The organism is Lentzea sp. NBRC 102530 (assembly GCF_030269365.1).
In the GTDB taxonomy this organism is placed as follows: Bacteria; Actinomycetota; Actinomycetes; order Mycobacteriales; family Pseudonocardiaceae; genus Lentzea.
Window position 1 is genome coordinate 543,321 of sequence record NZ_BSTF01000001.1, and the last position, 20,912, is coordinate 564,232.

Annotated in this window: 8 protein-coding genes; 5 read left to right on the forward strand and 3 right to left on the reverse strand. The window is 74.0% G+C overall.

Translation table 11 applies throughout. The features are described from left to right. Positions 1–13: 13 nt before the first annotated feature. A complete protein-coding gene (locus QSK25_RS02390; RefSeq protein WP_285631832.1) occupies positions 14–3,439 on the reverse strand; it encodes an ATP-binding protein in 3,426 nt (1,141 codons plus the stop codon). Further along, the gene (locus QSK25_RS02395; RefSeq protein WP_285631835.1) at positions 3,436–6,480 is read right to left on the reverse strand and encodes an ATP-binding protein; all 3,045 of its coding nucleotides are present in this window, start codon (positions 6,478–6,480) and stop codon (positions 3,436–3,438) included. The genes QSK25_RS02390 and QSK25_RS02395 overlap by 4 nt, the downstream gene beginning before the upstream one ends. A gap of 242 nt (positions 6,481–6,722) precedes the next feature. Here QSK25_RS02395 and QSK25_RS02400 point away from each other — a divergent pair, with 242 nt between their 5' ends. The 5 genes from QSK25_RS02400 (at position 6,723) to QSK25_RS02420 (ending at position 12,844) form a co-directional block, all read left to right on the forward strand. Continuing rightward, positions 6,723–8,099 carry a helix-turn-helix domain-containing protein gene (locus tag QSK25_RS02400; RefSeq protein ID WP_285631838.1) on the forward strand — a complete coding sequence of 459 codons (1,377 nt, stop codon included), beginning with the start codon at positions 6,723–6,725 and terminating at the stop codon, positions 8,097–8,099. Continuing rightward, positions 8,096–9,280, forward strand: coding sequence for a helix-turn-helix transcriptional regulator (locus tag QSK25_RS02405; protein WP_285631842.1), 1,185 nt, complete (start codon positions 8,096–8,098; stop codon positions 9,278–9,280). Before QSK25_RS02400 ends, QSK25_RS02405 begins: the two co-directional genes overlap by 4 nt. A gap of 72 nt (positions 9,281–9,352) precedes the next feature. Beyond that, positions 9,353–9,637, forward strand: coding sequence for a hypothetical protein (locus QSK25_RS02410; protein WP_285631845.1), 285 nt, complete (start codon positions 9,353–9,355; stop codon positions 9,635–9,637). Positions 9,638–9,721: 84 nt separating this feature from the next. Next, complete coding sequence (locus QSK25_RS02415; RefSeq protein WP_285631848.1) at positions 9,722–10,231, forward strand: hypothetical protein; 510 nt, start codon at positions 9,722–9,724, stop codon at positions 10,229–10,231. Between the two features lie 72 nt (positions 10,232–10,303). Further along, a complete protein-coding gene (locus QSK25_RS02420; RefSeq protein ID WP_285631851.1) occupies positions 10,304–12,844 on the forward strand; it encodes a helix-turn-helix transcriptional regulator in 2,541 nt (846 codons plus the stop codon). Positions 12,845–13,117: 273 nt separating this feature from the next. Here the strand turns inward: QSK25_RS02420 and QSK25_RS02425 are convergent, their stop codons facing one another. Next, positions 13,118–20,653: a WXG100-like domain-containing protein gene (locus QSK25_RS02425; RefSeq protein WP_285631854.1), complete on the reverse strand. Its 7,536-nt coding sequence runs from the start codon at positions 20,651–20,653 to the stop codon at positions 13,118–13,120. Positions 20,654–20,912 lie beyond the last annotated feature (259 nt).

Sequence of the window (20,912 nt, forward strand, 5' to 3'; positions counted from 1 at the left end):
CCCCGGAGACGGCTCAGGAGACCTGGTCGCGCGTCAGTGCGTGCACGACCGGCGGGCGGCCGTCGCGCACAGCACGAACTGACGGCTTGAGGCCGAACCGGCTCATGTGCAGCTCGAACCGCTCGCGGTCGAACAACGAGCCCAATCGGTCGAGGATGCCCGCCGCCTCGTCGAGACAGGCCTGCGCCTCGGTCCGCCGGTCGGTGCCGGCGAGCAGCCGGCCCGCGTCGGCCAGCGAGGCGCTGAGCTCCATGACCCGGCCGAGCCGCCGGAACCGCGTGGCCGCCTCGAGGATCGGCTCGGGATCACCGTGCACGATGCCCCGGCACCACAGCAGGGCGTTGGCCGCGCGCGCGGGGACCTTCTCCTTGCGCGCCTCCATCTCACAGGCCGCGAGCGCCTCCGCCGCGACCACCGCGTTGCCGTTCACCAGCGCCAGCCGCGCCAGCGCCGGGAACCACTGGTGGTTGACCGTCAGCTTGGCGGTGCTGGTGTCGAGCATCGGCGCGGCCAGGCTCAGCGCTCCCTCGACGTCGTCGTGGTGGTGGGCGCGGAGCATGCACTTGGCCATCAGCAGGAAGTCGCACCCGTCCGGCCGGGGCGGGCCGCCGTCGAACCGGCTGCGCGCCCGGGCGAGCAGGCGTTCGGCCTCGTCCCCGTTGCCGCGGAACTGGTTGATCATCGCCGCCACGCCGTAGATGCGCTTCAGCAACGGTTCGCTGGGCAGCACGCTGCTGCTCGCGAGACCGGGACTGATCTCCGCCACCGCGTCGAGCGTCGCCAGAGCGGCATCCCAGTCACCGGACCAGAAACCCTGGACGGCCGAGGCGCTCTGCAACGCCAGCGGCACCTGGCCCCGGCCGTGCTCGCGCCGTGCGGCGCGCAGCGTGTCGCCCGCCTCGTCGGGGCGGTCGAGGTTCTGCAGCGTGAACACCTTGTTGGCGATCAGGCCGTGCAGCAGGTCGGTGTGTTCTTCCTGGCCCTGCACCGTTTCGATGGCGCGCTCGACGTGGTTCAGCGCGGACTCGTGGTCCCGGCGCACGGAGTCGATCAGCCACCGCGCCTGCAACGTGGCGGCGATCGGGTACGGCTCGCCCGAGGCGATCGCGGCCCGGCAGGCCTGGGCGGCGCGTTCGGCGGCCAGGTCGAAGTCCGTCATCCAGTCGGATCTGATGGTGCCCCGCAACGAGTTCATCCGCTGACGCCAGAACCGCGGCACGTCGGGGCCGTCGTTGCGCTCCAGCACCTCGAGGGCCTCGGCGGAGGCGCCCCTGCGGTGCAGCATCGCGGCGGTGATGTGGCGCATCTCGGCCCTGCTCGCGGGCTCCTCCAGCGTCGCCATGGCCTCGCGAGCCTGCGCCTCCGGTTCCCGGCCGAGCCGGTAGAGCAGCAGGATGTGGGTGTACAGCAGGTCTTTGTGGCACTGGCGCGGAACCGGGCAGCTGTCCAGCACCCGTTGCATCAGCTCGACCGCCACGAGCGGCGCCCTGTTCGCCAGCTCGTCGCGGTGCTCGGTGATCCAGGAGACCGTCCACTCGTCGTCGTGGTCGGACGCCAGGACGAGCTGCTGGGCGACCTGCTCCACCCGGCCGTCGGTGTCGGCGACGACCCTGGCGGCACGCAGGTGCAACGTGAGCCGGTCCGCGGGGGAGAGTTCCTCGTACAGCGTCGCCTGCAGCATCGGGTGCCGGAAGGCCAGCTCGTGCCCGGCGTCGACGACCACCCGTGCGGTGATCGCGTTCTCGAACGACGGCAGCAGCAGGGACACGGGTTCGCCCGCCACCGCGGCGGCCTGGCCCACGCCGAACTGCGGCCCCAGCACGGAAGAGCGGCGCAGCACCTCGCGCGTGCGCCTGTCGAGCATGTCCAGCGTGCGGGTCACGGCCCCGGTCAGCGACTCCGGCGGTTCGAACGGCGTGTCCTGCTGGAGGTCCACCACGTCACCGGTGAACGTCAGCACGCCGTCACCGGCCAGCGCGCCGAGAACCTCCCTCAGGTACATGGGGTTGCCGGCGGACCGGCCCACCAGTGCCCGCAGCGCCGGCCCTGGCGTGCCCTGGACGAAGTCCTCGACGATCGACAGCACGTCCGCGTCGGACAGCGGCGCCAGTTCGAGCACCTCGTGGCCGTGCAGCCGCACCGTGCGGCGCAGCTGCGTCAGCTCGGCGCGGCGTGGCCCCATCCTGGTCGCCGCCACGAGCAGCAACGGCATCCGGCGCGCGGCCGCGGCCAGCTGGCGCCACACCTCCAGCGTCGCGTCGTCGGCCCACTGCAGGTCGTCGACGACCAGCACCAGCGGTGCCTGCGCGCAGAGCTTCGCCACGTGCGCCAGCACGGCCTCGGTGGTGGCGGGGTTGTCGGTGGCGCTGAGCCCGAGAGCGTCCATCAGCACCTGGAACGGGAAGCGGCGGCCGAGCTCCTGCGCGGCGGCCCACGCGACGTGGCACCCCTGCTCGGCGGCGTCGCGCAACGCCGTCGTGAGCAGCGAGGTCTTGCCGATGCCCGCCTCGCCCTCGAGCCAGAGCCCCGTGCCCTCGCCCGCCACGACGTCGTCGAGCAGCTGCCGGACGGCCTCGACCTCGTGCGCCCGCCCGCGACCCGTCTCCGCCGGATCGGCGAACGCGCGCGCGACCTGGCCCGGCAGCACCGACAGCAGCCGACGGCGCGGCGGCTGGGCCGCCTGGCCCCCGTCACCGAGGACCTGCTGGTGGACCGCGCGCAGCTCGGGGCCCGGCGCGACGCCGAGTTCGGTGCGCAGGATGCCGGTGACCTGGCGGTAGGCGTCCAGTGCCTCGGTGGTGCGGCCGCCGGCGTGCAGCGCCCTCATCAGCGACTGCCACAGGCCTTCCCGCAGCGGGTGCTCGCGGACCAGCACGATCAGCTCCGGGACGAGGTCCTCGTGCGAGCCGAGCGCGAGCAGGGCGGAGGCCCGTGCCTCGACCACCGCGAGCCGGGCGCTGGTGAGCCGGACCCGCAACGCCTCGGCCCACGGGCCGGGGATGCCGGACAGGGCGTCTCCGCGCCAGAGGTCGAGGGCGGCGTCCCAGGCCCCGACGGCCTCGCGGAGATCACCGGCGGCGCGCGCCTTCTCGCCCTGCTCCCTGCACCGGTCGAAGACCTGCGTGTCCAGCCGGCCGAGGGCGAGCCGGTAGCCGAGGCCGTCGGACACCAGCGGACCGTCGGTGGACCAGCGGGTGCGTTCGGGGTCGAGGACGCGGCGCAGACCGGAGACGTAGGTGTGGACGCTGCCGTCGGCGCTGGCGGGAGCGGTCTCGCCCCACACGGCCCTGATCAGCTCACCGCGGGACATCGGCCGGGCCGACGGCCACGTGGCGAGGGCCGCGAACACCGCGCGCTGCCGGGCGGGACCGAGGTTCACCTCGTCGTCGTCCAGCCTGGCCCGCAACGGGCCGAGCACGTCCACTTCCAGCGTCTTCACCGGTCACCTGCCCGTGTCGTTCGTGCTCCTGCCCGGCGGACGTCCCAGCCGGCGCCGAGCTCCTGGTAGTGGGCGACGGCCGAGCGCAGGGCGGACGTGGCCTCGACCAGCAGGCCGCTCCGCGCGAACAGCACCGCGGCGTCCTCGGTGGCCTCCGCCGCGTCGAGGTCGTCGCCGTTCTCCCCGGCCAGCGCGGCGGCGGCCTGCGCGGACAGGGGATCGTGGTCGAGCAGGGCCCGGCACCGCAGGGCCGCGACCGCCTGGTCCGGTGCCCGCTCACAGCGCAACGTCGCGTACTTGGCCTGGTCGTGCTCACCGAGGTCGACCGCGAGCCGGACCAGGGCCGGCATCAGGCGGTACGCCAGCGGGGTGTGCAGCCGCGTCAGCGAGGAGAGGACCTCCAGCGCGTGCCGGTGGTGGCCGAGCTGTTCCGCCATCGTCGCCCGCGCGGCGATCACGAACTCGCCGCCCTCCGCCTCCGCGTCCTCGTCGAGGCTCACCTGCCAGGCGGCCCTCAGGTGCGTGCCGGCGTCCACCGGCCGGTCCCGGCGGGCCGTCACCAGTGCCAGCGCACCGGTGAGCCGCCGCGCCGGGGTGGGGTGGCCGAGTGCGAACGTGGCCACGGCCGGGCCGCTGCCGAGCGTCCGGCTGAGCTCCGCGACCAGCTCGTCCCAGCGTCCCGCCAGGTAAAGGGCCTCGACGCGGTCTTCCGCGCACCCGCCCCGGCGCACGCCGTCCTGGCACCGGGCCTGGGAGGCGAGCGCCACGTGGAGGTGCCGCCACACCGCGGGGACCAGCGGATCCGCGAGAGCGTTCGCCGTGTCCGCCAGCACCTGCGCGCGATCGCCGCGCCGGTGGTGCGAGAAAGCCATGAGCCACCGCATCTCGGCACGCACGGCGGGGTCGCCGGACTGGGCCGCCGGCCTGCCCGCCGTGCCGCCCATCTCACTGCCGAGCCAGTGCTTGAGCCGCGCCAGCACGACGGAGTGCCGGTCGCGGTGCGGTCCCGCGGTGCCGCTGGCCAGGGCGGCCCAGAGGAGCCGCAGCGCCGAGTACGGCTCCCGCGCGGCCAGGTCGGCCGCGGACCGCGTCAGCCACTCGTGCACCCAGCGGTCCGGCGGAACCGGTCCGGCGAGCAGTTGGGCGGCGACCCGCTCGACCGGTGCCGCGCCGGAGTCGAGCGCTTCGGCCAGCTCGCGGTGCATCGCGATCCGGATCGACCGGGGGAACCGGGCGAGCAGGGACTCCTGGACCGCCGGGTGCCGGAACGCGAGCCCGCGCGGTGCCGTGACCAGCAGGCCGGCCGACAGCAGCTCCCCGGTCGCCGCGTCCAGGCCGGCCCCGCCGCCCGCGGCGATCGCCAGCTCGCGCGGGGAGAACGCGCCGCCGAGCAACGCCGCGCGACGCAGGACCTCGAGGGCGTCCTGGGACAGGAACCCGAGGCTGTGCGCGACGGCGGCGACGGCACCCTCCGGCAGGTCGATCGGCAACGGGCCGGCCAGGTGGACCGGGGGTTCGGCCGCGGCGGCCGCGGCCACGACGTCGAGCAGGTACCGGGGATTGCCCGCCGCACGCGGCACGAGGTCGAGGAGCGTGACGTCGACGGTCCCGGCGAGACGTTCTGCCAGCCCGAGCGCCTCGTCGGACGACAGCGGCGCGACGGTGAGCACCGTCGCCGCACGGGCGAGGCGGGCCAGCTCCGGTGTGCGGTGGCTGGGCAGCTGACGGCAGGCACCGGCGAGCAGGAGGGGCAACCGGTGCGTCAGCGCCGCCAGCCGTTCCCAGGCGCGCAGGCTCAGCGGGTCGGCCCACTGCAGGTCGTCGGTGACGAGGACGAGCGGGCCTTCGGCGCACACCTGCTCGACGACCGCCTCGACCTCGCGGAGCAGGTCCTCGACCTCGTCCGGCCGCGCGGGGTCCACGGCGCGAGCCGCCCTGACGAGCTGCTCGGACCCCGTCACCGGGGCGAGCGCGTCCAGCACCACCTGCAACGGCGCGGCTCCCGCCGGTCCGTCCGCGGCGGCCGCGGCGACGCGGTGGTCCCCGCCGCCCAACGCCGCCGCCAGGAGCGCGGACTTGCCGATGCCCGATTCGCCCTCGACCAGCACCGCCTCGCCGGCCCGGTCCAGCCGGGACAGGGCGGCGCGGAGCACGGCCAGCCCGTCCTCACGCCCGACGAAGACCTCCGGTGGCGTCAGCGCCAGCGCCCGCACCGCGACGGACTGGGCGGCCGGCAGCAACGCCGGGTCGTTCGCGGCGACCTGGTCACGCAGCGCGCACAGGCCGGCCCCCGGTTCGGTGCCGAACTCCTCGATCGAGGCCGCGCGCAGGTCGTCGAACAACCGCAGCGCCTCCTCGCTGCGCCCGCAGCGGTGCAGCGCCAGCAGGAGAATGCTCTGCAAGCCCTCGTGACCGGGGTGGCGGGCGGCGACCGGGGACAGCTCGGTGATCGCCAGGGCGGCCTCTCCGGTCTCCACCAGGAGCCGGGCGCGCCGCTCGACGAGGTCGAGGCGGAGCTCGCGGAGGCGGTCGCGGTGGGCCGCGACGAACGGCCCCGGCAGGCCGGTCAGGGGTTCCTCCGCCGCCAGTGCGAGCGCGGAGGCGTAGGCGGCGAGCGCGCCGGACGAGTCGTGGTCGCGTTCGCGGCGGCGGCCCGTCTCGCGGAGCTCCTCGAACCGGAAGACGTCGACGGCCTGCGGGTCGATCCTCAGGCAGTACCCGGAACCCTCGGACGCCAGCACCGTGGGAGCGCTCTCACCTTCGAGGGCGGCCCGCAGGGACGAGATGAAGGTGTAGATGCTGCCGCTCGCGCTGCTCGGGGGCTTCTCACCCCACAGCGCGTCGATCAGCTCGGTGCGGGTGACGACCTGGTTCGCCTGCAACGCGAGGACCGCGAGCAGGGCACGTCGCTGAGCGGACCCGAGCTCGACCTCACCGCCGCCGATCCGGGCCCGCACCGAGCCGAAAAGGTCGAGCCTCAGCCCCATCACGCCCTCGCCACCACATCGCGCGTCACCGCTCCGCCGGGAGCGGAACCACATCGTCTCCCACGATCGTGCTCGTGCCGGGGTGCGTGCGCGGAGCGGAAGCCGAAAGACTGCGGGCGATCCACAGTGAGCGTTCGCACAGTCACTCACCGTTTACTCGAAGATCACTGCCTTGTGTGATTGACGGGAATCGTGCGGTTATCTAATTTGGCGGCAATAGTCGGGGCGTGGTCGTCCGGGGCTTCCGAGAGCGACCGCTTCCGGGCCGACGACGCCCCGTTTGAAAATGGATGGACATGCAGGGAACTGGCGACGCGAGAAATGAGCCGCGCCGCGCACTCGACGCCGTCAGGCTCGCCCGGGCCGATTTGACGGAACAGGGCCGCTGGCGCGAGGCCGACGAGGTCGTGCTCCGCGGCATCGACCACCTGCTCGGCCTGCCGGAGGAGGAGGCACCCGACCCGTCCGGTCTCGTCCACATCGCGGGTGGCCCGCGACCGGAGGACACCGACCGGCGCGCCGACCAGCCCCTCAGCCCGTCGCTCGGCGCGGCGGTGCAGGCCATGGTGTTCGTCAACCGGGGTCACGGCAGGGAAGCCGCCGCCGAACGGGCCCGGCGCGCACTCGCCGAGCCGGGCGCGGGCGAACTGGGGCCGTTCTGGATCTCGAACCTCGCACTCGTGTACTGCGGCGAGGCCGGGCAGGCCCTCGAGAGCTGCGAGCGGACGCTGGCGGTCGAGGGGCCGTCGAACCCCCGCCTGCGGCACGCAGCGGAACTGCTCGCCGCCCGCGCCGAGGCCGCGGGCGGGCCGGAGTCCGCGCACCGCCGCTTCCAGGGCCTGCTCGACGAGGAGGGGCACCCCTGGCGCACCGGCCTCGTCGTCGCCTGGACGGCCGCGGCCCTGGTCGACCGGGGTGAGGCCGACCGTGCGGGCGATCTGCTCGAAGGCCGTGACCTGGGCGCCACCTTCGCGGGCCAGCGCGACCGGGCCGAGCTGCTGCACGCCCGCGCCGGTCAGCACCTGGCCGTGGGCCGCGCCGCGCAGGCCTACGAGGACTTCGTCGAGTGCGGGCGCGAGCTCGCCAGGGTCGAGGTCGTGAACCCGGCCGTGCTGCCGTGGCGCTCGCAGGCCGCGTTGAGCGCCGCTGCGATCGGCCGCCGCAACGTCGCCCTCGCCCTGGCCCAGAAGGAGCTCGTCGACGCGCGCAGGTGGGGCACGCCGGCCGCGGTCGGCATCGCCCTGCGCGCTGCCGCGCTGGTGTCCGGTGACGTCGTCCGCCAGCTCACCGAGGCCGCTGAGCTGCTCGAACGGGCCGGGGTGACGTTCGAGCTGGTGCGCACCCGGTGCGACCTCGGCGCGAAGCTGTGCCACGACGGGCAGCGCTCGCGGGGCCTCGAGGTGCTGGCCGCGGCACGCGACCACGCCCCGGCCGGTGTGTGGCGCAACCGCGCCGAGGAGGCCCTGCGGAGGTTCGCGGGTGAGGAGTCCGACCTGAGCGACCAGGAGCTGAGGGTCGCGCACCTGGCCAGGGCCGGGGTCGGCAACAGGGACATCGCGCGCGGCCTGCACCTGGTCGTGCGGACCGTCGAGTTCCATCTGTCGAACATCTATCGCAAACTGGGCGTGTCGGGACGAACCGGACTGTCCCGGACGGTGATCCCACCGCTGTGAGCAAGGAGGAGGACGTGCCGCTCGCGGTGCTGGGGCACGAGTCGTGTGCCGCGACGAGAGCGCTGGCGGCGGTGGACGAGGGCGGGCACGACCGGGTCGCGGCGGTGGAACTGGCCGAGGAGGCGCTCGCGTCGCCGTCCTGCACGGAGAACGTCCGGTGCCTCTGGCGTGCGATGTCGATCCTCATCAGCGCCGGTGAGGTCGCCTCCGCCGACGCGCACCTGCTCCGGCTGAGCGACTCGCGCGTGCCCGCGGTCGTCGCACTGCTGCCGGTGCTGCGGGCCCAGATCACGCGCTGGATCGGTGACCTGCTGGGGGCGCGCGAGCAGCTGACGCCGCTGGTCGGCAGGGGCCGGGGGATGGCCGCGTTGTCGCTGGTCGAGGTCCATCTGCTGCTCGGCGACGCGGCGAAGGCCGAGCAACTCGTGGAGGAGTACGACTTCGCCGCGATCATCGCCGAGGTCCCGGCCGCGCGGGGCGTGCTGCGCTCGGTGCACGGCCTGGTGAACCTGTACCAGGACCGCTACTCGGAGGGCCTGGAGCACTGCCTCGCCGCTCTGCGGTACCCGGCGGGCGAGCTGGCGTCGTCGTTCCTCGTGGTGCAACGCCAGGGCGTGGCCGCCCTGGCCGCGATGGCCGCGGGACAGCCCGACCTCGCCGCGAGCCTCGCCCGTCAGCAGGCGGCCTCGGCCCAGGCGTGGGGAGGTCCGATCAACCTGGGGTGGTCGCTCTACGTGCTCGCGCTCGTGCAGGACGACGGCAAGCAGGTCGAACGGCTGCGCGACGCCGTCGACCTCTTCGAGTTCGCCGGCTGCCGGATGCACCTGTGCGAGGCGAGTCGCGAGCTCGCCGTCCGGCTCGCGCTCGGCGGTGATCCCTCCGGGGCGCGGCACCACTTCGAGCGCGCCTCCCGGCTCGCGGCCGAGCTGAACAGCGACATGCTCGCGCGGCGCATCGCCGTGTCCGAAGAAGGCCTGGGCACCGTCGTGGCGCGGACGCCGCTGACGGAGCAGGAGCGCCGGATCGCGTGGCTCGCCCGTGACGGCCTGAGCAACAAGGAGATCGCCGCACGCATCGGCCTGACCGTGCGGACCGTCGAGTTCCACCTGTCCTCGGTCTACCGGAAGAGGAACCTGAGCGGCCGCCGCGAGCTGCTCGCGCGCAACGTCGACCTGAGCTGAAAGGGCAGGGTCCCCCCGCGATCGGCCCGGACGTTGCTCCGGACGGGACCGCACCGTGCCACGATCGGAGGCATGGATTCGGACGAGGTGCGGTTCCGTCGTTCGTCGCCGATCGTCCCCGAGTTCGAGCTCGCGGCACAGCTGGATCGGCACGTCGACCGCCTGACCACCATGAGCACGGCCCAGCGCGACAGCCGGTGCGGCGAGCAGTACGTCGACCTCCTCGTCGGCCTGGCCCAGGCCGCGCAGGCGTTGCGCTCGTCCGTGCGCGGTGACGTCGTGGAAGGCGAACGCGTGCTCCGCTCCTCGCTCGGGAACGTGACCGGTGCCGATTTCGACGCTCTGGTCTTCCCCTGAAATTCGGGCACATTTGTTGGACGAAAACACCCGGTGCGGAGTGAGTGCTGGAATGGTGCCGAATCGGCGCCCACGATGGCCGGCATGTCCTCTCGCGGAGCGCCCGCCGGGAACGCCGCTCGCCTCCTCGACGTGACATTCCCCTATTTCATGATCGAGGGCGTCGAAAACCCGTGGCCGCCCCGGCCGTGGCCCGGCGAGATCGTGAGCGCGTCGGCCGGGGCGCTGCGGTTCCAGCTGCCGGACGGGGCGCGGACGGCGACCCTCACGGTCGAGACCTTCGCCCGGCCGCCCGGCTGCGTGGCCGAGGACTTCGACGACGTGGTCGAGGTCGGGTACCGGTCGCGGACGGGGGAGCACCGCCTGCTCGACTGGGCGCACCGCCCGGTGTGCGACCTCGGCCCCCTGCTGGCGGGACCCGGCGGGTACCGGGTCCGCTACCACGTGCGGGAGGTCCGTTTCCCGCGCGGCGCCGAGCTGCGGCCGCCCGGTGTCGACGTGCTGCTGCGGATCTGGCCCGCCGCACCCGGCGAGCCGGTCGCGGTGAAGATCACCAGCGACTGGGCCCGGTGCTGGCGCCCGGCGCGGTCGTAGAGGTTTTCTGGAGTCGCTGTCGCTGAGCTGATCTCGTTCACCGGTGTCTTTCCGGTTCGGGAGGAAGAACTCATGGCACGGCAGCGAGGCACTTTCGTCGGTCGGCGGTCCGCCCTCGGGGTGCTCGCCCAGGACCGGCAGGCCGGGCTGACGGTGATCCGCGGCAGTGAGGGGATCGGCAAGTCGGCCCTTGCGCAGGAGTTCCGGCGCGAACTGCGCGAGCGCGGTGCCGTCGTGCTGGAGATCGGGTGTGGGGGAGAGCTCCCCGACTGGGACCAGTTCGGCGTCACCCTGTTGCTCGCGGCGCTGCGGGAGCAGTTCGAGCTCCTGCAGGCCGACACCCGGCTCCCGGAGGCGATCGACCGGGTGAGCCGGTTGTGCTCACCGGAGACCTACCGCTCCCCGTGGCTGCGCTTCTGCCTCCTCAACGCCTTGAGCACGCTGTTCGGCCGGGTGAGCGTCACCGGCCGGATCGCCGTCCTGGTCGAGGACGCGCACCGGCTGGGCGACCCGGTCCTCGCGATCGCCGTGATGCGCAGGGCCGGGCACCTCGTGGTCGCGACCTGCGCCCTGGACTCCGCGAGCGGTCAGGACAAGCTGTGCGCGGTGGCCGACCAGGTGGTGGACCTGGGGCCGTTGACCGAGGACGAGACGGCCGTGCTGCTACAGCGGACCCTGCACGCCGAACCCGACCCGATGCTCGAAGGGGTGCTGCGGCGGGCGCTGGGACCGTTGTGGGGGAATCCGGCCGCCGTGCTCGGCGCGATCTCCCGGCTGCGCGCGGAAGAACGCCTCGTCGTCGTGCACGGCGCCATGTGCCTGCGTGCGCCTCTTTCTCCCGTTGCCCTGCCCGACCGGCACCACCTGGTGCGCGCGCTCGCCCGGTTCGGCGAGGCGGGCCGGGACCTGGTCCTGCTCGCCGCCGAACCCGCCGGTTTCGCCGTCGACCAGCTGCCCGTGCTCGCGGCGGCGACGGGACGTCCGGTGCCTGAGTACGGCGGCACGACCGACGAGCTCGTCACGCTGGGGATCCTCGACTGCGACGCGTCGGCGCGGCTGAGGTGCCGCGTCCCGGCCGTGGCGGCCGCCCTGCGGACGGACGCCACGGCGGAGCACCTGGCGCTGCTGCACGCGGACATGGCCGTGCGGCTGCGGGAACGGCTCGGTGACGAGGGGTCCGCGGTCCTGGTCGAACACGTCGTGGCCGCGCGCACGGCGCTGCCCCCGGACCCGGACCTCGCGCGCCGGCTCGCCGCCGCGCCGCCGGTGGCGGGAGGCCGCACCGAGCACCTGCGCGCGATGTGGTGGCACGCGGCGGAGCGCGCGGCACCGCGGGCGGAGCTGATCCAGCACCTCGTCCGCACGACTGAGTACGACCGGCTCGGCCGGTTCGTGGCGGAGGCCGCGCGGGCGGGGACGGACGCCGCCGGACGGGTCCAGCTCACGAGGGCCGCCGTGCTGGCCTCGGTGCACACGGGAGAGCCGGTCGACGAGTCGGTCGTGGCGGGGGAGGAGGCCTCCCGCGCCGTGCTGGCGCTCCTGGAGCGCTGGAACGCGGGCGTGCCCCTCAACCTCGACGCGCTGCACGCGTGCTTCCCGGAGGACTGGCTCGCCCCGGCGGTGACGAGGACGCCTCAGCCCGCCGGTGGCGCACGGATGCGGGCGGCCTGCGCCGTCCGCGACCTGGTGCCGCTGCTCTCCGCCGTGCTCGGCCCCGACTACGGAACCCCGACGCGGGGACCTCTCGCCGCGCACCACCGCGCCCGCAAGGCGTTCGCGGCCGGGGACTGGACCACCGCGCTCAGCGCGGCCCGCGAACTGGTGCTGCGCGGGGACGCCGACCGCACCGCCGACGAGCACGTGAGGGTGCTCGCGGCCGAGATCAGCGGGTGGCGCGGCGAGGACGACCGGGCGGAGGCCTGGCTGCTGAACTCGCCCGGCGTCACGAGCCTGCCGCTGTGGCGCGGCTGGGCCGAGGCCGGGCTGCGGGCCCACACCGACGTGGCGGGCGCGTTCGAGATCGGCTGGCAGGCCTACCACCGCCACGGCCGCACCGGTGACGTGCCGGGCAAGGGCGAGATGCTGGCCAGACTCGTGTCGCTGGCCCTGCGCGGTGACGAGCCGCACCGCGTCCGGGACGTCGCCGCCCTGGCCCGCCGCTGGCGCGAGGAGTCCGGCTCGGCCTCGGCCGAGGAGACCCACGTGCTCGTCAGCGGGCTCGCGGAGGGCGACGACGTCCGGATCGGTCAGGCCGTGCAGACCCTGCGCGTGCGCGGCGAGCAGTACAAGATCGCGCTCCTCGGGCAGCCGGACGCCGTGGAGGTCGCCCACCGGATCGGCGCGCCCCGCCTGCTCGCGCACGCGCGCGCCCTCGTCGCCGACGCACCCGTTCCGGCGTCGGCCTCGGCGGACGCGGACCTCTCGGAGACGCACCTCGCGATCCTCGACCACATCCGCGCGGGCCGGACCAACCGCCAGATCGCCCAGGCGCTGCGGATGAGCGAGAAGACGGTGGAGAAGAACCTCACCCGCCTGTTCGCCAAGGCGGGCTGCCGGACCCGCTACGGGCTCGCCGTGTCCGCGCTCGGGCAGGCGGAGCCGGTCGGGGTCTGACGCGTGCGGAACGCGCCGGGCCGTTACAGGTCCGGCGCGGTTTGCCGTCGCGGCGTCCGGACCGCGGTTGTGCGTTGCGACGCCAGCTCTGCTGTCGCGGCGCCAGGGCCGCGGTTGTGCGTGGCGACGCCAGGTCTGCTGTCGCGGCGTCCGGGCCGCGGTTGTGCGTGGCGACGCCAGGTCTGCTGTCGCGGCGCCAGGGCCGCCGCCGTGACAGTCGGACTGCCGTCGTGGCGGCCGGTCCGCTGTGCGATGCCCGGCCCACCACCACCCTCAGAACAGCGTCAGCTGGCTGGACGCAGGGTCGGTGGGCGCGTCCAGGTTGAACCCGGCGACGTGCCGTTCGAGCGCCTCCTTGGCCGCCCACCACTCCGCACGCGCCGTGTCCGCGGCCCGCGCGGCCCGTGCGGCCAGTTCCGCCGCCACCTCGGCGACGGGCGGAGTCGGTTCGTCCCACCGCAGCACCAGGTCGTTCAGCCGGGCGAAGTCGGCGGCCGACCGCTGTTGCAGGCGGGTGAGCTCCTGGAGTTCGGCGCGGACGTCGACCTCCTGCCGGGCGACCTCCGCGCTGATCTCCTGAGACCGCACCTCGTCCGGGGAGCCCGGCTCGGCCGCGTTGCGCAGCGCCAGCGCGAGGTCGGACCAGCCCTCCAGGATTCGCACCTGGTGGTCGAGGTCCGCTCGCTGCTCGCGGTACGAGGCCCTCTCCTGCTGGACCGCCTCCACCGCCGCGCGCAGGTCGCCTTCCAGCGCGGCGATGTCCTCGGCGGCCGTGCCGGCACCGGCCCAGCGCTTCGCGTTCGTCTCGCCGTACAGCCAGAGGTCGTCGGCGGCGAACTGGGCTCGCCGCGCGAGTTCCTCCTGCTCGAGCCAGGCCGCGTCCTCGCGCCGCACCGCGTCCTGCTGGTGCCGCAGCTCCTCGGGCAGGTCGCGGCCGAACAGCTTCGCGACGTCCGCGACCGTCATCCGCACCACGACCGATCCCGGTGCGCGGACCTCGGTCGCTCCCGTCCGGCCCCCGCCCGTGTCGGCCACCACGCGGTACTCGGCGTCGAGGCGCACCAGCCCGGTGAGCCCGGTGTGCTGCACGGTGACCGGCCGGTGCACGGCCAGGTTGTCGTGCGCGTGCAGCACTCGGGCGGTCTTCTGGACGTCGAGTCCCGGTGGGGCGAACCAGTGCCCGGACGCGGTGCCCACCGTGCCTTCGCCGGCGGTGACGGACGCCAGTTCGGTGCCGCCCTCACCCGCGTCGGTGGTGAACGCGGCGAGCTGCTTGCCGGCCTGCAGCAGCTTGACCGACTCGGACAGGCCCAGCAGCCGGGGGTTGGCCAGCCGGCCGTGCACGGTCACGGTCGCTTCGCCGCGGTGGAACACCGACCTGTCGCGCAGCGCGGGGAGCGGCAGGCCCGTGTCGGCCATCGTGGTCAGGCCCGCGCGCAGGCCGGAGTTCGTGAGCGCGGTGGAGAGGGTGTGTGCGGGCCCGGTTCCCGCGTCGGTCAGCCGGACGGGAGCATCCGCGAGCGCGAGGGCCCGCGTCGCCGCGTCCCGGAGCTGGGCGGCACCGCGGGTGGCGGTCACCGCGGTCGTCGCCGGGAGCTTCGCGCCCCTGCCGCGCCAGGTGGTGAGGCTTTCCGCGGTGCGGTCCGCCGCGGGCACCTCGGAGGTCTCGGGTGCGGTGGGCGGGATGGACCGCTGCAGGACCCGCCGGTCGTCGGCGGGGGTCAGCACCGTCACCTCGGCATCGGTCGTGACCGAGGACAGCACCTCGGTGCCTTTCGACACCTCGAGCACGAACCGGATCCGTGCGCGGTCGCGGGCTTGCGCTCCGTCACTCAGCGCGGTGCGCGTCGCGGCCGCGCCGCTCGCGGTCGTCCGGCTCCGGAAGTGGTCGTGCGTGGCGCCCACACCACCGGACACGCCCTCCGAGCCTCGCGTCCCGGACTCCGCGGAGGAGAACATCCCCCGTCCCGCGATGCGCAACTGTCCGCCCAGCGAGGTGAACCTCTCGATGATCCGCCTGGCACCCCTGCTCGTGGTGACGGAGGTCGAGAGCACACCGTCGTCGTAACGGACGTCCAGGAACTCGGTGCCGAGCACGATTCCCTTCAACCGCACCTCGTACCCTGCGGAGGTCAGCAGGCCGGTCGTGTGCGCGGTCAGCGGCACGCCACCGTCCAGCACGTCGTCGAGCAGGCTGCCGACGGTGCCCGCGCCGGTGAGGACCCGCAGCTGTTCGAGGCTGCCCATCGAGTCGTCGAAGACCGAGCGGGGCAGGAGCTTGCCGCCGAGGTCGCCCAGCGCGTCGCGGGTCGCCTGGACGAGAGGGCTCAGGTCGGGGCTCTCCGCCAGCGTCGCCATGCCGAACACGCCGGACTCCGCGTCGAGCCCGGCGAGCGGACCGGGGAGCGGGGCACGCGGTGTGCTGCCGGGGAGCAGCCCCTGGTCACGTGCCTGCGCCTCGGTCAGCCAGGCGAAGACCGAACCGGGCAGCGCGATGTCGGCCGCCGCACGGGAGACGGAGCCGTTGACGATGCTCTCCTCGCGTGATTCGGCGACCATGCGCACACCGGCGTCGTACCGCACGAGCACGGTGCGGTCGTGCGGCGAGAGCTCGTTCGCGCGGTCGATCCGCGCGGAGACCTCGCTGGTGACGACCTTCCTGCGGCCCCACGGGGTCCAGTTGGCGCGAGTGGCGGTCTGACCCCGGCCCACCGCGGTCTCGCCCACGCCGTTGGCGTAGCCGAGCAGCTGGGCGTTGCCGCCGAAGGCACGCCGCCGGATCTTGTCCGCGCCCGCCTTGAACACACCGGTCCACGCGGTCTCGGCCTCGCCCGCCTTCGCCGACGTCACCACCTGGGGGTTGTGCAGCGACAGGCGCATCCCGACCGCGCCGACCCGGTCCGCGACGCGTCGCTCGTACCGGAAACCGCCTTCCCGCAAGCCACTCGTGAGCATCTCACCGCTGCGCGCGCCGAGCCTCTCCGGCGAGAACATGCTGTCGAGGCGTTCGCGGGCGGCACTGCCCGGCAGCCCCAGCACGCCGTCGCCGCCCGCCGCCTCCGCCATCAGGCGCAGCGCCTCGTCCCGCAGGAACTCGCTGTGCGCCATGCCCTCCCAGCGCAGGATCGAGGGGTTGCCGTCGCTCGTGAGGGCGTCGATGGCCGGTGGTTCGGGCAGCGGGGTGACCGCCGGGGTACCCGGTGCGAACTCCGACGGGTCCTCGCGCAGCACCGACGACTCGTCGACCCACAGCTCCGCCTTGCCCGAGAGCGGCTCGGGTCCCGGCAGCACGGTGACCGTTGGAGTCGTCCGGAACGGCGAGCCGGGGGTCAGGCGCTTGACCCACGGACGGGCCCTGGTGTGGCTCTGGATCTGGATCTCCAGCTCGACGTCGTGCTCGAAGACGTGTGCGGCACCTCCAGCGCTCTCCTCGCTGGAGGACACCGTGAGCGCGCCACGGTTGCGCGCGCTCTGGTTGTCGGAGTACTGGAACGGGGTGATGGCCGCGCCGATGAAGCCGGAGACGTCATCGCTGCCCGGCGCGATCACGGCACGCCCCTCCAGACCGGCGGACCAGCCGACGTCCGTGGTCGTGGCGCCGGTGAGCGTGGAGGTCGCCTCCGCCGTGCGGGAGATCGTCCGGTCCTCGACGCGGCCGAGGTGCGTGCCCGGTCCGGTCCTGGCCTTGACCGTGACGCTGACGAACCGGTCGGTGAACAGACCGCTCGTCTTGAAGTTCACCGAGATGCCGGGCCCGATCAGGCTGCCGAACCTCGCCCGCAGCGCGGCGGGGGACAGCGCGGTGGTGAGCTTGCGCGAGTTGACCAGCTGTCCGCCGAACTCCTCGCCCTCGGCGCGTTTCGCGGTCGTGGTGTTCCAGTCGTGCAGAAGTCCCTCCAGACCGGGGATCGCCTTCAGGGCGGCCTCGACGGCGGGGAGCACCCGGTGCGCGACGTCGAACCGCCCCGCGCGCACCTGCCCCGACGCGGCCCCGGCCGCGAGGTGCGGTGGCTCGAACCTCTCGCCGACGTCGGTGAACCGGCCGCTCGTGCCCTCCGGCACCGGCAGGCCGAGGTCGTGCGCCTCCCGCAGACCGAGCCGCGCGTAGGCGACCGCCGGCGCGGTGTGCACCTGGCCGTCGGGCGTGGTGACCTCGATCGTCGTGTCGACGCGGTACAGGCCGATGTCCCCTTGCGCGCGCAGCCCCGCCGTGAGGCTGGTGTCCGTCGCACCGGTCGCTGTGCTCGCCTTCGTGGCGCCCGCGCTGCCGACCAGTCCGCCGAGCGCGGTCGCGATGCCGTGGACGCGCGCCCCCATCCCGGCCATCGCCCGGACCTCGGCACCCCTGCGCGTGGCGGCCGACCACGAACTCTGGTGCTCTGCGCTGTCGGCGGACCGCGCCTGGCCGTTGCCGGGGATGACGTCGACGAGCGTCGCCTCGCCGGCGTGGGCGCGCATCCGCACGGCGTCGCGGACGTCTCCGTGGCGGCTGCGCAACTCGGTGGAGACGACGTCACCACCGGCCAGCGCGACGGGCAGCGCGGCGCGGATCCCGTTGCCGCTCAGGAATTCGCTGAGCGTCGCACGCCCCGGCGCACCCAGCCGCACGACGTCCTTCGAGAGCGCGTCACCGACCCTGGCGAAGAGGTCGTCCTCGTTGAGCAGCACGCTGTCCGGCGCGATCCACTCGATGGCCCGCCCCCAGTCGGGCGCGGCGACGCCCGGCCGGACGTCCGGCCGGGTGTGCGACGAGATCAGCGCCTCGGGGACGAGGAAGTCGGCCTTCCCCTGGTACGTGCTCGTGGCGACGGTCGCCTCGGCCTCGTTGATGACGGTGATGTGGTAGTCCACCGGAACGCCCGCCGAACGCACGTCCCCGTACGTCCGCATCGTCGTTTGGGTGGTGAGGGAGTCGCCTTCGGTCCGCTCGACGGCGGGAGAGGCGAGCGGCACCTGGGTGCTGACCGCACCGTAGGGGCCGGCGAAGGGCAACAGCCCCGTCGTGGAGATCGCGACAGCACGCGCGGGCGCCTCCGTCGTGGAGTCGTCGACCGCGGCGCCGTGCCTCTCCTTGAGCTCGCGCAGGCCGAGCGACGCAGGTTTGGCCGCGCTGTCCGCGGGCACGTCCCCGAACCGCACGTCGGCGCGCACCCGCACCTCGAACCACTCGCCCCCGACCCGCACGGCCGAGCGGCCACCGTCGCCCATGAGGCTCTCGAACTTGCCGCGGAACAACTTCGCCGTGATCGCCTCCGCGCCCTCGACGTCCCCCGCCCTGAGCCCGGAGAGCAGCCCCTTGACGTGCGCCTCGAACGCCGGCCGCGCGTCGACGGTGTTGACCGCGACCCCGCCGAGCGCGCGGCCGGTCCTGACGTACTCGGGCAGGACGTCGCGCAGCGACGCCGGCCGCTGGGGGCCGTCCTTCGACGCCGGACGTGTCGGCGGGGTGGAGTCGGCCGCGGTGACGGCCTCGGAGAACGTGGTGCCGACCCTGGTGGGCGGGCCGAAGGTGGACGGGCCCGGGTCGCCGTCGTGTCCGTTGTGGAGGGTGGTCTCGGAGTGCGTGGGGTGTTCGCTGATCGCGAAGGTGGTGCTCCTCAGCGGGGGATCGCCCGCGGCGGTCTCGACGCGGGCTCGGGAGTCACCAGTCGTGGTGGCACCGTCGGGTCCGTTGTGGACCAGGGAGTTCGGCCGGGTGGTTCCCGGGGTGCCGGAGGCGGCGACGGTGGCCGCTTCGGAGAGCGTCGTGCCGGCCCTGGTCGGTGGGGCGAACGTGATGTGCCTCTGCGGGGTCTCGTTCGCGGGGGCCGTGGTGTGGGCGTTGCTCCCGGCAAGGGGGGCCGTGCGGGAGGCGGGGCGGTTCTGGTCGGCCTGCCTGTCCGCTTGGACCGGGGAGTTCGGCCGGGTGGTTCCCCCGAGGCTGGAGGCGGCGACGGGCGCCACTTCCGAGATCGTCGTACCCCTTCCGGCCGGTGCGGTGGGAACCGGTTCGGTCGCGCGGGTGGTGGTAGCTGCCTGGTGGTGTGCCGGCAGGGCCGCGTCCGTGCGGGCGGAGATCGGCGCGGCGGGGTGGGAGATGGTCGCAGAGGCCGGGAGAGCCACGCCGGTCGTGTGTGCGTTCGCCGCCGGTGTGGCTCCTGGCTGGGTTGAACGGTGCGGCACGGCCGCGTCAGTTCGGACCGGGGCTGGTGCCGTCGAACCGCCTCGGACGGGTGCGGGGGCCGGTTCGGCCGTGCGGGTCGTGGTCGTCGCTGGTGCGGCGGCGTGGTGCGGGAGTGCCGCGCCGGCTCGGGCCGAGGTGGTCGTGGGCCTGGACTCGGCGGGCTGGGCTGGGCCGAGGCGTGCGGCGTCGGCTCGTGTCGTGGTGTGTGCGGCGGTCTCGTTCCGCGCCGGTGCCCGGCTCAGCACCTGGTGTGCCGGGTGATCGTTCGTTCCGCGGTGCCGGGTGCTCGCGCGGCTCTCCGGCCGGGCGTCGGCGGTCGTCGGCCGCGCGTCCGCGGTCACAGCCGTGCGCGCGGCACCGGCCGGCTCGGTGCGCGGGAGAGCGCCCGCCACGCTCGTGGTGACCACCGGGGCCTCGAGGAAGTTCACGAGAGCCGGCGTGTTCGACTCGGTTGCCGGTCGTGCCGGGCTGTGCGACCGCGTCTCGTCGAGCCGGAACGACGCGCCGGGTTCGGGGGAGATCGGCCTGACCGGTCCGCCCAGCAGCGGAGAGGAGGGAGCCGTGCTGACCGACGCGGCGTCGGAGTCCGAGTCCGCCCGCTCGCCCTCGTGGCGCGGTGGCGCTTCACCGTCCACGATGGACTGATCGGCGGTGGACCTCGCGCCGGTGGGCCCGAGCTCCGGTGACCTGATGCCGGGGATCACCAGTTCGCCGTTCTCCGCGGCGGACGTCCCTCCTCTGCCGGTGCCCGCGCGGGAGGCGGCGCCGATGATGCCGTCCCAGACGTTGCCGCGCATCCCGGTGGCGACGTTGATCAGCGGGTTGCTCAGCCCTGCCGCGGCGACCTGGGCCGAGGCGTAGGTGAAGTGCCCCAACGCCCGCACCGAACCGGTCACCCGGCCCCGCACCTCCGCCGACAACCCGGACACCGCACCGCGCGACAAGCCGTGCGCCACACCACCCACGGCGCCACCGATGACACCGCCGATCACCGAGCCCTTCAACGACTCCCAGTCGAAACCGTGCCGCCCGCCCGCCGCGATCTGGCCGAGCTGGATCCCGCCGTCCAGCCCGCCCATGAAGGCACCGCCGAACGCACCGAACTTCGCCGCGTCCACCCCCAGCTTCACCGCCGCCGCCCCCACGTCGCGCACCGACAACGACGCCAGACTCGCAGCCAACTGCCGCAACACCAGCCGCAACCCGACCTGCGCCGCCGCCTCCACCGCAGGGATCAGGAACGAGAAGATCAGCGAATACAGCAACGAGATCACCGTCGCGAGAGCCAGCGCGGCCATCGCGATCAACATGATCTTGGCCTTCTGCACGTCAGCCGCCGCGGTCTGCGCCGCACGCGACAGCTCCCGCATTCCCGCGACCAGCTCGCCCACCCCGGCGGCGAGATCACCACGCAGGTAACCGACGACCCGATCACCCAACGCCCCGCGCAAGGCCGCGGCCACCGCGACCGAGTCCGCACCCACCAGGTCCGCGAAGTCCTCCACGGCCGAGGCGGTGTCCTGCCAGGCGTGGTGGAGTTGCTTCAGGCCGCCTTCGCTCGCCTCCGGCCACTCCATGCCCAGCACGACCTGGAAGAACTTCTGCAAGGCAGCAGGCAGGTGAGCAGTCCCGTCTCCACCACTCATCCACACCTCCTCGACGAAGCGATGTGGATCACCATAAACAACGGGGAAATCCGGTGATCGGAACAGGCGAGGAGGCGCTTGGGCCGGCTGGGTTTACGTCCAGCCCTCGTGCCCTCGTGACTCCACATCGACAGCAGCGGCGAGGTTCGCCTGCTACCCTCCCCCGCCCGGACCGCGGAGTGCCGGCAGGACGACGAGTGCGGCCTTGACGGGGGAACTCCCCCCAGTTGGAGTGGATCCGGGGCCCCGTGGTGCGGGT

Coding starts and splice junctions, on each gene's coding strand:
- QSK25_RS02395 (WP_285631835.1), bottom strand. CDS start 6,480: ATGTGGTTCCGCTCCCGGCGGAGCGGTGACGCGCGATGTGGTGGCGAG.
- QSK25_RS02400 (WP_285631838.1), top strand. CDS start 6,723: ATGCAGGGAACTGGCGACGCGAGAAATGAGCCGCGCCGCGCACTCGAC.
- QSK25_RS02410 (WP_285631845.1), top strand. CDS start 9,353: ATGGATTCGGACGAGGTGCGGTTCCGTCGTTCGTCGCCGATCGTCCCC.
- QSK25_RS02415 (WP_285631848.1), top strand. CDS start 9,722: ATGTCCTCTCGCGGAGCGCCCGCCGGGAACGCCGCTCGCCTCCTCGAC.
- QSK25_RS02420 (WP_285631851.1), top strand. CDS start 10,304: ATGGCACGGCAGCGAGGCACTTTCGTCGGTCGGCGGTCCGCCCTCGGG.
- QSK25_RS02425 (WP_285631854.1), bottom strand. CDS start 20,653: ATGAGTGGTGGAGACGGGACTGCTCACCTGCCTGCTGCCTTGCAGAAG.